Below are 15,665 nucleotides of genomic sequence, written 5' to 3' on the forward strand. Positions count from 1 at the left end.
CCCCATGCCCCATGCTCATAAATATAAGGACTATCAACTATGACTAATGAAAAATTGATTTTTCGCAATCGTATAGTTGGCAAAGGTCAACTGAGAAATTTGATTGCTTGGTCGTTTACGCATTATGGTACGGCGCGCACGGCAGTAATGGCGGATAAGCTGAAAGATTTGGGATTTCGCTACGCCACCAAAGCGGGTGTATCTATTAGTATTGACGATTTAATGGTTCCACCAAGTAAGCGATCGCTCTTGGAAGCTGCGGAAGAAGAAATTCGTGCAACTGAAGCCCGTTACCAAAGAGGGGAAATCACTGAAGTTGAGCGTTTCCAAAAAGTTATCGACACTTGGAATAGTACCAGTGAAGCTTTAAAAGATGAAGTGGTCAGCTACTTTAAGAAAACGAATCCCTTGAACTCAGTTTACATGATGCAAAACTCTGGGGCAAGGGGTAATATTTCTCAGGTTCGCCAATTGGTAGGAATGCGCGGACTGATGGCAGACCCTCAAGGGGAAATTATTGACTTACCAATTAAAACTAATTTCCGTGAAGGGCTGACGGTAACAGAATACATTATCTCTTCTTACGGTGCAAGAAAAGGCTTGGTAGATACCGCCTTAAGAACGGCAGACTCAGGTTATCTCACTCGCCGTTTGGTGGACGTATCGCAAGACGTGATTATTCGTGAGTTCGATTGCGGAACTACTAGAGGGATTCCTCTAAAATCCATGACAGAGGGCGGCAAGGTTTTGATTCCTCTAGCTACAAGGCTGCACGGAAGAGTCATAGCTGTTGACGTTGTTCATCCCGTGACTGGAGAAGTCATTGCTGCCCGTAACACACCAGTTTCAGAAGAATTATCACTGGAGATTCAAAAAGCTGGGGTGAATGAGGTGGTTGTGCGATCGCCCCTAACTTGTGAAGCAGCGCGTTCTGTTTGCCAACACTGCTATGGTTGGAGTTTAGCACACGCCAAAATGGTGGATCTAGGCGAAGCAGTTGGTATTATTGCCGCACAAAGTATCGGTGAACCAGGAACCCAGCTAACCATGCGGACGTTCCACACAGGTGGTGTGTTTACTGGTGAAGTTGCAAAACAAGTTCGTGCTGACGTGGATGGTACCATTCGATTTGGACCAAAAACACGCACAAGACCATATCGAACCCGCCACGGTGAAGATTCCTTGTATGTAGAAGCTAACGGCACTATCTTTTTAGATCCAGCAGAAGGTAAAGACGCAAAACCAATAGAAATTGGGGTAACCCAAGCTTCAACACTATATATCGTTGATAAACAACCGGTAAAACAAGGTCAGCTGATAGCGGAAGTTGCTCTTGGTGGACGTACAACCCGCGCTAACACAGAAAAAGCGGTTAAGGATGTAGCCACTGACTTGGCAGGCGAAGTTAAGTTTTCTGATGTAATTGCTGAGCAAAAAACTGACCGCCAAGGTAACACAACAACTACAGCAGCACGCGGTGGTTTGATTTGGATTCTATCAGGCGAAGTTTATAACTTACCACCAGGCTCAGAGTTAGTCGTTAAGAATGGCGATACTGTAACTACCAATGGGGTATTAGCAGAAACCAAGTTAACAACTTTACATGGTGGTGTGGTACGTTTACCAGAAGCAACCCCAGGTAAGAGCACAAGAGAAATTGAAATTATCACAGCTTCAGTCGTATTAGACCAAGCCACAGTGACGGTTCAAAGCTCTCAAGGTCGCAATAATTACCTAGTCTCTACGGGAAATAACCAGGTTTTTAACTTAAGAGCAGCACCAGGTACTAAAGTTCAAAATGGTCAGGTAGTAGCTGAGTTAATCGATGACCGCTATCGCACAACCACTGGTGGATTGCTGAAGTACGCTGGTGTTGAAGTTCAGAAAAAAGGTAAAGCCAAACTGGGCTACGAAGTTGTACAGGGAGGATCTTTACTCTGGATTCCTGAAGAAACCCACGAAGTCAATAAAGATATCTCCTTGTTGCTCGTAGAAGATGGTCAGTTTGTAGAAGCTGGTACCGAAGTTGTGAAGGATATCTTCTGCCAAACCAGTGGTGTAGTAGAAGTGACCCAGAAAAACGACATCCTTCGAGAAGTGGTGATTAAACCAGGTGAACTGCTAATGATAGATGATCCAGAAGCAGTCATAGGCAGGGATGGAACTCTGCTTCAGCCTGGTGAGGAATTTTTAGGGCAAGTTGCTACAGAGTTACGCTACATCGAGTATGTAGAGTCTCCAGAAGGTCCAGCAATTCTCAGCCGATCTGTATTTGAGTTTACTGTGCCAAGCAATCCTGATCTACCATCAACAACTTCGGTTAGTCAACAAACTGGACGTTCAATTCAGTTACGCGCAGTACAACGGCTACCTTATAAAGATTCTGAGCGGGTTAAGTCTGTTGAAGGTGTCGAACTTCTGCGTACTCAATTAGTACTGGAAATTGATCAAGAAGGCGAACAAGACCACAATGCTTCTCCTCTAGCAGCAGATATTGAATTAGTACCTGATACCGATGATCCAGAAGTTCAACGCTTACAACTGGTGATTTTAGAATCCTTAGTAGTTCGCCGAGATATCACTGCTGACGCTACACAAGGTAGTACCCATACAACCTTAGAAGTACAGGACGGGGACACAATTGCTCCCGGATCTGTAGTTGCACGTACTCAAATCTTATCCAAGGAAGGGGGTATTGTGCGGGGTGTGCAACGAGGTAGTGAGGCAGTTCGTCGCTGCTTGGTATTGCGCCATAGCGATATGATCTCAACAACTACCAACGTTAAGCCAAAGGTGAAGGTAGGTGATTTGTTGGTAGAGGGTGCAGAAGTTGCTCCTGGAGTGTTTGCTGAAGAATCTGGGCAAGTTGTGTCAATTAAGGGACAGGAAAACAATGATACAAGGGAAGGTAATCAAAGTTCTCTAGCTCCCTCAGCTTCTTGGAAGATCGCTCTTCGTGTTGGTCGTCCTTACCGGGTGAGCCCAGGCGCTGTGTTGCAAATAGAAGATGGTGATTTGGTGCAACGCGGTGATAATTTGGTGTTACTTGTGTTTGAGCGCGCTAAGACTGGAGATATTATCCAAGGGTTACCCAGAATTGAAGAACTGTTGGAAGCTCGTAAACCGAAAGAAGCTTGTGTGTTAGCACGTCGCTCAGGAGAAGTCAAGGTTGTTTATGGAGATGGTGATGAAGCGATCGCCGTTAAAATTCTAGAATCTAATGGGGTAGTCACAGATTATCAAATTGGCCCTGGACAAAATTTGATAGTTCCAGATGGAGCACAAATCCAAGCAGGACAAATGATAACCGATGGTCCTTCCAACCCCCATGAAATTTTAGAACTCTTCTTCAACTTGGGTTCTGAAGACGGTGTTTATGCCTGTGCTAGCCATGCTCTGCAAAAAGTACAAACGTTCTTAGTGAACGAAGTACAGTCGGTTTACCAGTCTCAAGGTATTGATATTGCCGACAAGCACATTGAAGTGATTGTGCGCCAGATGACCTCGAAAGTACGAGTGGATGATGGTGGTGACACTACTATGTTGCCTGGTGAGTTGGTGGAGTTACGCCAAATTGAGCAAGTCAATGAAGCTATGGCTATTACCGGTGGTGCCCGAGCACAATACACTCCGGTACTGCTGGGTATTACAAAAGCATCCTTGAACACAGATAGCTTTATTTCTGCTGCATCATTCCAAGAAACAACACGTGTCCTGACTGAAGCTGCAATCGAAGGTAAATCCGACTGGTTGCGCGGCTTGAAAGAAAACGTAATTATTGGACGCTTAATTCCTGCTGGTACCGGTTTCAACGCGTATGAAGAACCAGGAGCTATCGATGATTATGCTACGGATATGAGTACTGGTATCTTGGACGAAGTTGATGATCCACTCGATATGGTGCTAGATGACCGCACAGCCCGCACTTATAATTTGGTTGACTCTCAACAACCTACTTTGGGTGAACCAGGATTTGGTTCTAGACGTGTAGAACGGTCAGTGTTGGATGATGAAGATGAACTCATCGCCGATGAATTAAGCGAATTTCCAGATGAGGAAGATTACGACGACGACGGCGACGGCGACGATGATTACGACGACGATGACGATATGGATTAAGTAGCAGGGAGTAGGGAGCAGCCCCTTCTCCCAAGGGAGACGCTGCGCGAACAGGGAAGTCAAAAGTCAAAAGTCAAAAGTCAAAAATTTTGAATTTTAACTTTTGACTTTTGAATTGGAGCGAAGCGACCGTTGCCCCATGCCCATTGCCCAACATCCCCGTTTTTGTGTAGAATAATATTACATATCTAAAAATTGTAATTAAACACAATCCAAGCAGAGGTTTGGGGGTGGGGCAAAAGGGTGGTGTGCCTTAACACACTTAGTATCTACTGAGTTATCCATAGGTTATCCTTAATAAAGATAAGCCAAAAAACAAGTAGGAACGAACAATTTATCAGCCTTCTCAAGCCAACCATATGCAGAAAGTTATGGAAGTATCAAAAAAATCCAGGTTAAGCTAGAGAAGAGAGTCACGATTAACTTTGCACCTCTTGAGGTAAAGAGCAAAACTGATTCTCATTCAAGAATTTTCTTTCATTTGGCATTGTCTTTACCCCATGCTGCGAATTATTACTCAGCAGGCAGACGTCAGAGCAGAACTACAACGGATCTGCGATCGCACCCATGACGAACAGGTTCTTCACAAACAAGCAACAGTGCGGGAAGTGTTGCAAGCTGTGAAGCGCCAAGGAGATCAAGCTGTGTTACACTACACAGCTGAATTTGATAAACAAAGTCTCAACGCAGAAGAACTGCGCGTCACAGGGTCAGAACTAGATGCTGCCTATCAACAGGTATCTAAGGAATTGCTTGGAGCAATCCGACTTGCTTGCCGTCAAATAGAGGCTTTTCATCGCCAGCGCGTACCAAAAAGCTGGGTACACTTTGGTGATGATGATGTTGTACTAGGCAAGCGCTATAATCCCGTGGATCGAGCAGGGTTATATGTACCCGGTGGTCGTGCTGCTTATCCAAGCACAGTACTCATGAACGCAATTCCAGCCGTTGTGGCAGGTGTACCGCGTATAGTTATGGTAACACCACCAAGATCTGGAAAGTCAATTGAACCAGCTGTGTTAGTAGCAGCCCAAGAAGCCGGAGTACAAGAAATCTACCGTGTCGGAGGCGCGCAAGCAATCGGCGCTTTAGCCTACGGTACACAAACAATTCCTAAAGTAGATGTTATCACTGGGCCCGGCAACATTTATGTTACTCTCGCTAAGCAACTGGTTTACGGTACAGTAGGTATCGATTCTTTAGCAGGACCGAGTGAGGTACTGATTATTGCTGACGAAACAGCAAATCCAGTACACGTTGCTGCTGACTTGTTAGCACAAGCAGAACATGACCCAATGGCAGCAGCTATACTGCTAACTACAGATCCAGCTTTGGCGAAAAATGTACAAGTCGCGGTGGAAAGACAACTTATTGATCATCCCCGTCGGCTAGATACAGAGAAAGCGATCGCTCACTATGGCTTGATTGTGATTGTAGAATCGCTTCAAGCTGCTGCCGAGTTATCAAACGAATTTGCTCCTGAACATTTGGAGTTGGAAATAGAAGATCCTTGGGCTCTATTACCCCAAATCCGTCATGCAGGTGCTATTTTCTTAGGGTATTCTACCCCAGAAGCAGTAGGAGATTATTTGGCAGGCCCAAATCATACCTTACCAACTTCTGGTGCTGCTCGTTATGCTTCAGCATTAAGTGTTGAAACGTTCTTGAAACATTCCAGCATCATCCAATACTCCCAAACAGCTTTGGAAAAGGTTGCTGGTGCAATAGACATACTAGCAACATCCGAAGGTTTACCCTCCCATGCTGATTCAGTCAGACGCCGAGTTCAAAAAGAAGATTAGTTTGAAATTCTTAATATATTTGGTAAAACTTAGTTTATAACTTCAAACTAATTTTCCTGCTTGGTTACGATTGGTTTCACAGCCAATCACCTTTATCTATTACTTATGTAAGAAGTCTACTGTTGAAGAGAGGAGAGCAGTGTTAAAGAATATTTTGGTAGCTCTAGACGATACTGATATCGCGGATAAAGTAATTGAGACTTTGCAGGAACTGGCTTTGCCAGAAGACTGCAAAGTTGTTCTTAGTCATGTATTTTCCACGTCAGAGTCCCAAATAGAATTACCTGCTGATCGTCCTCATATAGAGACACCAGCCTTATCTTATTTACAAGTTGAAAAACAGCTACAATCCTACCAAAATCAATTGCCCGTAGAAAGTCAATTAGAGCTAGTAACTGGTGATCCGGCGGAAGAAATTGTCCGCCTTGCTAATATTTATAAAGCTGACTTGATTGTTATAGGTAGTCGTGGTTTAACTGGCATGAATAGAATTGTGCAGGGTTCTGTCAGTAGCCAAGTCGTTGAAGATGCCAATTGTTCTGTGTTAGTGGTTAAGCCAAATTAACAATCAATCTTACAAGCGTCAATTATGTAAATGCTGCTAAACAATCGCTATCGGGTTATTCGCACTCTGGGAAGCGGTGGATTTGGTGAAACTTTCTTAGCAGAAGATACCCAAATGCCCTCCAATCGTCGCTGTGTCGTTAAGCAGCTCAAACCTATTCACCACAACCCTCAAATTTATCAATTAGTGCAAGAGCGATTTGGAAGAGAAGCAGCTATTTTGGAAGAACTAGGGGGAAGTCATGATCAAATTCCCACTCTGTATGCTTATTTTCAGTTAAACGACCAGTTTTACTTAGTTCAAGAGTGGATTGAAGGCGACACGCTAACAGCGAAACTTAAACGGCAGGGAATATATAGTGAAACGGCTGTTCAAGAAATATTGGTAAGTTTATTACCAGTACTAGAGTATGTACACAGTAAGCATATCGTTCACCGTGATATCAAGCCGGATAACATTATTTTGCGACACCGAGATGGAAAACCAGTACTGATTGATTTTGGTGCAGTTCGCGAAGCAATGGGTACAGTACTTAATTCTCAAGGTAGTCTCACAAGCTCAATAGTCATTGGAACACCTGGGTATATGCCCAGTGAACAAGCAGCAGGTAGACCAATCTATTCAAGTGACTTATATAGTTTAGGTGTCACAGCAATTTATCTTTTGACGGGAAAACAACCCCAAGAATTACAAACAGACTCCCGTACCGGTGAAATTGTTTGGCACTCTCAGACTTCGGATATGAGATCAACACTAGCAACAGTGATTGATCGCGCGATCGCCTTTCATCCACGCGATCGCTTTAGTAGCGCTAACGAAATGCTCAACGCTGTTGATGGCTTAGCAAATACCAAACTCATACAACCACCACAGCCCATTCAATCAACTCAAGTACAGTCACCAGTTATAAGCCAAGCGACTACAGTTGTCTCTAAACACACAGGAAACTTCACCACATCCATTACTACTCAAGGAAATAATCGAAATACTATCCTGATGGGAAGTGCAATCGCTGGAGGCTTAATCGGTGCATCTGTAATTGTTGGTATTTTGTTAACGAAATCTTCAGAGCCAGTAGCAAAGCAGACAGCTTCACCAACAGTTGAACCACCAACTAAAATATCTCAACAAATAGCAACTCCTAAACCCACACCGTTTATTTCTACAGCTACAACATCTCAACAAATAGTAACACCCCAATTCACACCATCTACTTCTACAGCCACAACATCTCAACAAATAGCAACCCCAAAATCTACATCTTATGTATCTAGATTGCGTGTAAACAAATATTCTTGGCTATCAGAAAGAGCCGTCACGGATGTAGATTTAGATGAAAAAGACGGTTTTGAACTCGATATCATGCGAAATTCGATTTTTGCAAAACACGGTCGCCGTTTTAATACTCGTGATTTACAGGTTTACTTTAAGAATCAGCTGTGGTACAAGCCGCTATATTCGCCAGAGGAATTTGATAACTTAAATTTGCTATCAGCATTAGAACAACAAAATGTTGAGTATATTAATGCTTATCAAGATCGTTACAATCGAAGGTATTTTAAAAAAAATTAAAGAAAGAGGCGCCAGGGCTTAAAGCACCTGCACGCATTTACTTTAACAGAAGTTTGTGGTATTGTGAAAATCCAGTAAATTTTATAAGTTACAGCAATTTTCAGGTAATTAGACCACAGTCGTAGGGGCGCTGCGGCCTTGCGCCCTTACAAACGGTGTGGTTCATTTAGGTTAAAACTGCTGTAAGTATTGACATATAATGTTAAAGCTACATTGTTTTTGTCGCATTAGCATTCAAATTTGTTGTGCTTTTCTGTCTTTAAAACCTGTCTCGCTCAATTTCATCATAAAATGCGCATTTCTGTTGCATAAAATATGCTAGATCCTATTTTCCATTCAATCTGTTAGATATAAGGCAGATACAGCGATATTTATCTAGGCATCTGAGATACATTTTAAAAGGTGAGCCTTTAAAAGAGGAGTTTTTAAGCTTGGCTCATAAAGAAGCATTTAGGACTTCTTCCTAGGGAGACTGTCCACGAATCTGCTTCTCTACGCATAGTAGCTAACCCTTCTCGCGTGCCTTGTTACTAAGTTATCGGGAAGCGTTTGTCTGAAGTCAAGTGGTTTCCACGCCCATCAGGGGATTTTTTTATGACAACAGCGCTATTGAACAATCGCTATCAAGTTATCCAGGTACTAGGATCTGGTGGGTTTGGCGAAACCTTCTTAGCAGAAGATACCTACATGCCTTCTCGCCGTCGCTGTGTGATTAAGCAACTCAAACCAGTCACGAATGATCCGCAAGCCTACAAAATTATTCAACAAAGGTTTGAACGGGAAGCGGCAACTTTAGAATATTTAGGTGAAGCTAGTGACCAGATTCCCACGCTTTACGCCTACTTTTCCGAGAATGGTCAGTTTTACCTTGTTCAAGAATGGATTCACGGTTTAACTCTAACAGAAATAGTGAAAATCAACGGTCGACTTAGCGAATCTGCTGTTAGAGAAATTTTGCTGAGTTTGTTGTCAGTCTTAGATTATGTCCATAGCAAAGGCATCATCCATCGGGATATTAAGCCCGATAATATTATTCTCCGTACCCCCACTGGTTCTCCCATCTCTCCTTATCAAGCAGGAGTTGTACAAGGTAAGCCGATTTTGATTGATTTTGGTGCAGTCAAAGAAATGATCCGTTCAGTGGTGAATCCTGAAGGATACGCGACTAAATCACTGGTTATTGGGACACCAGGGTATATGCCAAGTGAGCAAGCTGTAGGACGACCAGTATACGCGAGCGATATCTACAGCTTAGGTTTAACAGCAATTTATCTATTGACTGGTAAACAGCCATACGCGCTACATACCAATCCACAAAATGGTGAAATACTTTGGCAGTATCAAGCCCCTCAAGTGTCTCAAAGTTTGGCAACCATACTCAGTCAATCAATTAAGCCTCATGCAAGCGATCGCTACACCACCGCCAGCAAAATGCTTTACGCTGTGCAATCAGCTGGTTCTATTCCTCCTACAGTAGCACCGACAACTGGACCAACATTAAATGTATCTTTTCCAACTGAGATATCACCTCAGTCATCTCAGCCATCAGGACAAAACATTGCTACTGGAACTGCACAAAACTGGCAAAAGCCGACTTTGATACTTGGTAGTTTGGTTGTGGGAGGCTTGATAGGGGCATTGACGATCACCAGTCTCAATCGTCAGCCAACATCCCAACCAGAGCTTAATACATCCCCTACACCCGGTTCAACGTTTAATAACATAGATCAAACTCCTTCCTCAGAATCTCCCAAAGCAACACTTACACCTACCAACAAGCCGACATCTTCACAAAACCCAGTTGTACCAAAACGAGCACCAAAAAAACGAGTCAAAGCAACACCAACACCAACCCCATCTGCATCACAGATAGAACCACAAAAAGAGCCAGTGGATTCAGATGATATTACATTTCCGCCCACACCCACACCATCACTAGAACAACATAATAAAACACCGATTCTATTCCCTGATGTAGCGCCAACACCACAAAACAACACACCATCTCCCACACCCGAAGCAACACTTCCACCTACACAAAACAACAACACACCATCTCCCACACCCGAAGCAACACTTCCACCTACACAAAACAACAACACACCATCTCCTACCCTTGGAGAGCCGTCCGCAACACCACACACACCGCTTAATAAATCAACTACCAGTGGACAGCGCGTTCCTGCTTTTCCTACAGGTACACCAAGAAGTAGTGTAGAAGCTACCCTCGGCAAACCAGCCAAAGATTCAAAAGGTGCTTGGGATAATACTAGAGCTGTTACTTATTTTTTAGTCCCAAATCAAATCGATCTTGGCTACTTATTTGATCGTAAGTCTGGGAAACTTCGTCAAACGGAAGTAGCCTTTGCCCAATCTGTAGATCCTAAAGTCATGCAGAGAACCTTGGCTGGAATGTTAGGCGGTGAAGCTACAGAAGAAGCTAAGCGCGGACTGCGACAAGTACACCAGCGTAAGTTAGATAGTTTCCGTTTTATAAAAGGATCATTAAAAGGCCAGATAGTGCGCCAAGAGTGTGATTTAATTTACATCAGTGTATGGAGTCAAGACCTACACGATTTTGTAAATCCGTCTCAAGATAAGAAATGTTGAAGCGGGCAAGCAGAGCAACAATTGCTTTCAGGGCAAGCAGAAAGACCAGTAAAGCGAATTGGTCCGATGCCAATAGATAATGAGTAATTTGATGCCTATCTAGGACTTGCTCTAGTCTAAGGGTAGGGAGCGGGATAAAATCAACAAAATCATTCCACGAAATCAAGATAACATCGAGATAACGATTGACTGTCTGTGTCGTCTGCTTTCAAGTTTTGCCTTGAAACTGGAAGTTTACACCGCAGCAAGCTGTCAATGTAGGTACTTCACTTAAACAACAATAAAGCAGCGCCGCACAACTTCTTCAATCGTGCAACGCTGCTTTGTTTGTAAAGATGGAATTTTTAACAAAAAATCAAGAATCAGGAGATTTATTCTGACTCCTGAATTCTGACTCCTGACTCCTTCTTTAATTACTTCACTGAAGCCTTTGCACCAGCACCTTCGAGCTGTTTCTTAGCGTCTTCAGCTGCTTCCTTAGCAACACCTTCCTTAACTGGCTTTGGAGCTGCTTCCACCAAATCTTTGGCTTCCTTCAAACCTAAACCAGTCAATTCACGAACAACCTTGAGGATTGCAATCTTCTTATCAGCTGGTACGTCTTCGAGAATTACGTCAAATTCAGTCTTCTCTTCTACTGGTTCAGCAGCAGCAGGCGCGCCGCCACCAGGAGCACCAAAACCAGGTGGCAGGAAGGGAATACCGCCGCCTGCAGGAGCAGAAGCGTCTACACCGAAAGCTTCTTCGATTTGCTTAACTAATTCTGAAGCTTCAAGTAAGCTGAGGGTTTTTAACTTTTCTAAAATTTCGTCGGTTGCAGCAGACATGGATATACTCCTATGAATTTTGAATGATGAACAATTAAAGAAGCTAGCAGCCCCTTTGGGGAAGTCAAAAGTCAAAAATCAAAAGTGTTTTGATTCTGGGCTTTTGGTTTATTTCCACCGCAGAGTACAAGTTTTTTATGCTGCTTCAGAGTTTTCTGAGTTTTCTTTCTCAGATACAGCCTTGATAGCGCGTACCAAAGATCCAGGCACCTCTTTGATACCAACAGCCAATTTTGTTGGTACAGCATTGATACCAACAGCCAGCTTGGTAGGAATTGCCTTGATACCTCCAGCCAAACGAGCCATGAGTTCTTCTTTTGTAGGCAGTTCGGTTAGTGCTTTAACATCTGCTTCAGTTAAAGCTTGTCCGTCAAACACACCTCCGCGAAGTTCCGTTTTCTTGGTTGCTTTTTGGAAGTCCTGATACGTCTTGATCGCACTCTTCATATCTTCCTGAACGAGCAGAAAGACAGAGGAACCTTCCAAGAACTCTGTCATTGGCTGCCATTTGCTATCGCCTTCAACAGCGATTCGCATCAGCGTGTTCTTAGCTTTTTTGCAAATGGTGCCAGTTGGACGCATCCGTTTCCGCAAATCGGAAATTTCAGCAACAGATAATCCCTGGTAGTCGATGACAAGAGCTAGTAGAGACTGACTGAGAACTTCTTTTAAGTCAGCGACAATCTCTTTTTTCTCTTCTAGAGTTTTACTCATCTTATTTTCACCTCCTTTTTAGTTAGGGGATGGGGGTTGAGGATTATGTGTTTAGTAGTTAACGTTTAACAGCAAAAACAATAAACCCTGGCTAATACAGCCAGGGTTGAAAAGTTATACTCCCATTGCAAGATTGTTTTAACCACCATAGGTGGAAATTCTTGGCAATTAGGGGGCAAACCTGGGCAGGATATTAAGCTAATAGCACCTGCTGTCTTTGGCTGTGACCTATTTATTCAATTTAGTCAAAAACTACTTTCTACTACCCGCTGATACTTTTAACCCAGACATTTTAGACAAGCTAAAAAGCTGTGTACAGCATTCTTGGAAACCAAGAAAGGTGGTATCCCACAAAGACTTGAGTAAACTCAAGTCACTTGAATCATGATTCAATATTGCACCGAACCAATGGTTACACTAGCTAAAAATCATGAATTTCCCTGTATTTTAGCACAAAATCAATAATCTTATTGTCCTAAAATGTCAAGTTTTGTCTGGGGAATCATTGTCCTAGATCATGCTCCTTATTATTTCAAGTCACGCAAGGAGTTGACATCAACTCTAATCGATGGTCCCATCGTAGCAGAAACATACATTGTACGCCAGTAACGACCTTTAGCTCCTGAAGGACGGTTACGATCAATTGTTTCTTGCAAAGCCTTTAGATTTACCAGTAGGTCTTCCGGCTCGAATGATATCTTACCAAACATAACATGAACAATGCCAGTACGATCTGCGCGAAATTCCAATTTACCTGCTTTAAATTCCGATATCGCACTTGCTAGGTCAAATGTTACTGTTCCACCCTTCGGCGATGGCATTAAACCTCTAGGACCTAGTAACTTACCAAGTTTTGCTACTTGTGGCATCACATCTGGCGTAGCAATTAACTTGTCGAAGTCCATTCGACCTTTTTGGATTTCATCAATCAACTCTTCTGAGCCGACAATATCAGCGCCAGCATTAGTTGCTTCTGTAACCTTTTCCCCTCTGGCAATGACTGCTACCCTAACTATCTGTCCTGTTCCTTTGGGTAGTACTACCGTTGTTCTCAACTGTTGGTCGGTATACTTCGGGTCAATCCCAAGACGGATGTGTGCTTCAGCTGCTTCGGGAAACTTTGCTGTTGCTGTTTCTTTCAAAAGCGTTAAGGCTTCTAAGGGTTGATAGTCCTTATCTTCTACTTTCTCTAGCAGCGCCTGCATTCGGCGCGATAATTTCTTTACCATTTTTCTCTCCTGGGGTCATACCGAAGCTCAGCCTCTCCCCCTATTTTTTTGCAATTTACTACTGAATAAACGAGCCTAACTTTCTTAGTCTTTGATTGTCACGCCCATATTTCTGGCAGTGCCTTCAATAATTTTCATTGCCGCCTCAATATCATTTGCATTAAGGTCAGGCATTTTAGTTTGGGCGATTTCTTGCAATTGGGCTCTTGTTAATGAACCAACTTTCTTTTTGTTGGGTTCATTTGAGCCTTTAGGAATTTTAGCCGCCTTACTAATCAGTACTGATGCTGGCGGAGTTTTAAGAACAAATGTAAAACTCCGATCTTCATAAACTGAGATTTCTACTGGAATGACCATTCCAGCTTGGTCTGCTGTTTTGGCGTTATATTCTTTGCAGAACATCATAATATTAACGCCATGCTGACCTAATGCAGGACCTACTGGAGGTGCTGGGTTAGCTTTTCCAGCATTTAGAGCCAGTTTAATCACTGCCGTAACTTTTTTTGCCATCTTGTATTAGCTCTGTTTCTCTACCTGATTAAATTCCAATTCTACTGGTGTATCACGCCCGAAGATCGACAGCAAAGCTTTTAATTTGCTTCGTTCAGGACTGACTTCAATCACCTCACCTTCAAAGTCCTTAAATGGACCAGAAAGCACCACAATTTTATCACCAGTAGCCATATAAATTTTAACGACTGGCTCTTGTTCGCTGGTCTGTTTGAATATTCTTTCAACTTCCGTATGAGAAAGAGGCATGGGTTTAACGTGACCACGACCTCTACCTGTACCGCGTCGTTGTTCCGCACCAACAAAATTAATAACATGGGAAGTGTTTCTTACCACTTGCCATGTATCGTCATCCATCAACATCCGTACTAACACATAACCTGGAAATACTTTTTCCTCTGTGTGTTGGCGGCTACCGTCTTTACGAATCTTGACTGCCGGTGTGTGAGGAATCTCTACTTGAAGGATTTTGTCGCCAACATCGAATGTTTGGATGCGCTGCTCCAAATTTGTCTTAACGCGCTTTTCACAACCAGAGGCAACCTGCACAGCATACCAACGAGCTTCATTAGAAGAAGCATCTGCCGCCCCCTGTGCGTTTTCCTCTAACTCTGGGACTGAATTGAGTTGTTCGTCTGTTGCAGGACTCATTAGAACACCTTATTTGCTGCCCAAATAAAAAACTTATCAACTAAAAATATTAAAGAGGCTGAGAGGGTCACCATCAATAATACAGCCGCTGATTCACTCACTAACTGCTTTCGGCTTGGCCAAACGACTTTTTCAAACTCTTCTCGAATTCCTTGAAAAAAGTTGCCTATATTGAATCCATTACCGGTTTGCTCAATTTCTGCTTCATTTTTCTTGGACACAATTGCTGAATCTCCCCGTTAGTAATTCATCTATGACAGTTTCACCTTAAATTTAAAGCCTTAAGCAGCAATCTGTAAACACTAAAGTTCAGCGCAAAATCTTTAAAGCTTACTAATAGGCTAGCAGATTTTGCGCTGATTCTGGGCTTGATTCTCTGATTATAGCGCGCCCTGGAGGACTTGAACCCCCGACATCAGGTTTTGGAGACCTGCGTTCTACCAACTGAACTAAGAGCGCACAAGCTGACTTTAGATTCAGTGACTGCGTTAGACTTGTACCAGTATAACGCATTTTATTTTGTATTGCACTGAATTTTCAAAAAAAAATAAATCAGCGGCATTAGCCGCTTTCCACTTTCGCCTTCTGCTGTTGTATGCTGTCAACTTACAAAGCGCGGTCAAAGCGTTGCTTGATTCGAGTAGCTTTACCGACCCGATTACGCAAGTAGTATAGTTTAGCTCGCCGCACTTTACCACGACGTAACACTTTTATGTTGTCAATTCGCGGTGAATGAACGAGAAACACTCGCTCAACACCAACGCCTTGAAAAACACGCCGAACTGTAATTGTTTCATTTATACCGCCATTGCGCATGGCAATCACTACCCCCTCATAGGGCTGTACGCGGTACTTATCGCCTTCTTTAATTTTCACGCCGACTCTCACTGTGTCGCCCACGTAGATATTGGGCAGATTCGATTTTAGCTGTTCCGCTTCTATAGAGCGAATTATCTGTTGAGCGTTCATACTTTTGCAAAAAACTCCCGATCCATAATAATAATTCGAGAACTATTCTATAGTCTAAACATTCTAAATTAATAATTTGTCTTGAACGCCAAAAAGT

Annotated in this window: 12 protein-coding genes, 1 tRNA gene and 1 other annotated feature; of the genes, 5 read left to right on the top strand and 8 right to left on the bottom strand. The window is 43.0% G+C overall.

Annotated elements, in window-relative coordinates; all coding sequences use genetic code 11:
- The first annotated feature begins 39 nt into the window (after positions 1-39).
- From G4P69_RS21050 to G4P69_RS21070, 5 genes are all read left to right on the top strand, one after another.
- The gene (locus tag G4P69_RS21050; protein WP_208338854.1) at positions 40-4,119 is read left to right on the top strand and encodes a DNA-directed RNA polymerase subunit beta''; all 4,080 of its coding nucleotides are present in this window, start codon (positions 40-42) and stop codon (positions 4,117-4,119) included.
- Between the two features lie 500 nt (positions 4,120-4,619).
- Entirely contained in the window at positions 4,620-5,921 is a 1,302-nt protein-coding gene (gene hisD / locus G4P69_RS21055) for a histidinol dehydrogenase (protein ID WP_208338855.1), read from the top strand.
- Between the two features lie 139 nt (positions 5,922-6,060).
- Complete coding sequence (locus tag G4P69_RS21060) at positions 6,061-6,486, top strand: universal stress protein (protein WP_208338856.1); 426 nt, start codon at positions 6,061-6,063, stop codon at positions 6,484-6,486.
- 30 nt (positions 6,487-6,516) lie between these two features.
- A complete protein-coding gene (locus G4P69_RS21065) occupies positions 6,517-8,058 on the top strand; it encodes a protein kinase domain-containing protein (protein ID WP_208338857.1) in 1,542 nt (513 codons plus the stop codon).
- A 594-nt stretch (positions 8,059-8,652) separates the two neighbouring features.
- Positions 8,653-10,668 carry a serine/threonine protein kinase gene (locus tag G4P69_RS21070; RefSeq protein ID WP_208338858.1) on the top strand — a complete coding sequence of 672 codons (2,016 nt, stop codon included), beginning with the start codon at positions 8,653-8,655 and terminating at the stop codon, positions 10,666-10,668.
- Positions 10,669-11,081: 413 nt separating this feature from the next.
- On the opposite strand, the gene rplL is transcribed toward G4P69_RS21070, so the two are convergent.
- From rplL to rplS, 8 genes are all read right to left on the bottom strand, one after another.
- Entirely contained in the window at positions 11,082-11,495 is a 414-nt protein-coding gene (gene rplL, locus G4P69_RS21075) for a 50S ribosomal protein L7/L12 (RefSeq protein WP_208338859.1), read from the bottom strand.
- A gap of 135 nt (positions 11,496-11,630) precedes the next feature.
- Positions 11,631-12,209, bottom strand: a complete 579-nt coding sequence (rplJ, locus tag G4P69_RS21080; protein WP_208338860.1) for a 50S ribosomal protein L10 — start codon at positions 12,207-12,209, stop codon at positions 11,631-11,633.
- A gap of 70 nt (positions 12,210-12,279) precedes the next feature.
- Positions 12,280-12,448, bottom strand: a sequence feature (ribosomal protein L10 leader region).
- Between the two features lie 288 nt (positions 12,449-12,736).
- Positions 12,737-13,438, bottom strand: a complete 702-nt coding sequence (gene rplA / locus G4P69_RS21085) for a 50S ribosomal protein L1 (RefSeq protein ID WP_208338861.1) — start codon at positions 13,436-13,438, stop codon at positions 12,737-12,739.
- 84 nt (positions 13,439-13,522) lie between these two features.
- Complete coding sequence (gene rplK, locus G4P69_RS21090) at positions 13,523-13,948, bottom strand: 50S ribosomal protein L11 (RefSeq protein WP_208338862.1); 426 nt, start codon at positions 13,946-13,948, stop codon at positions 13,523-13,525.
- A gap of 6 nt (positions 13,949-13,954) precedes the next feature.
- Entirely contained in the window at positions 13,955-14,599 is a 645-nt protein-coding gene (nusG, locus tag G4P69_RS21095) for a transcription termination/antitermination protein NusG (RefSeq protein ID WP_208338863.1), read from the bottom strand.
- A complete protein-coding gene (secE, locus tag G4P69_RS21100; protein ID WP_208338864.1) occupies positions 14,599-14,820 on the bottom strand; it encodes a preprotein translocase subunit SecE in 222 nt (73 codons plus the stop codon). The genes nusG and secE overlap by 1 nt, the downstream gene beginning before the upstream one ends.
- Positions 14,821-14,985: 165 nt before the next feature.
- Positions 14,986-15,058: transfer RNA gene (locus G4P69_RS21105), tRNA-Trp, on the bottom strand.
- Between the two features lie 147 nt (positions 15,059-15,205).
- On the bottom strand, positions 15,206-15,568 hold the full coding sequence (gene rplS, locus G4P69_RS21110; RefSeq protein WP_208338865.1) for a 50S ribosomal protein L19: 363 nt from the start codon (positions 15,566-15,568) through the stop codon (positions 15,206-15,208).
- Between the last annotated feature and the right edge of the window lie 97 nt (positions 15,569-15,665).

It is taken from the genome of Aetokthonos hydrillicola CCALA 1050 (assembly GCF_017591665.1).
In the GTDB taxonomy this organism is placed as follows: domain Bacteria; phylum Cyanobacteriota; class Cyanobacteriia; order Cyanobacteriales; family Nostocaceae; genus Aetokthonos; species Aetokthonos hydrillicola.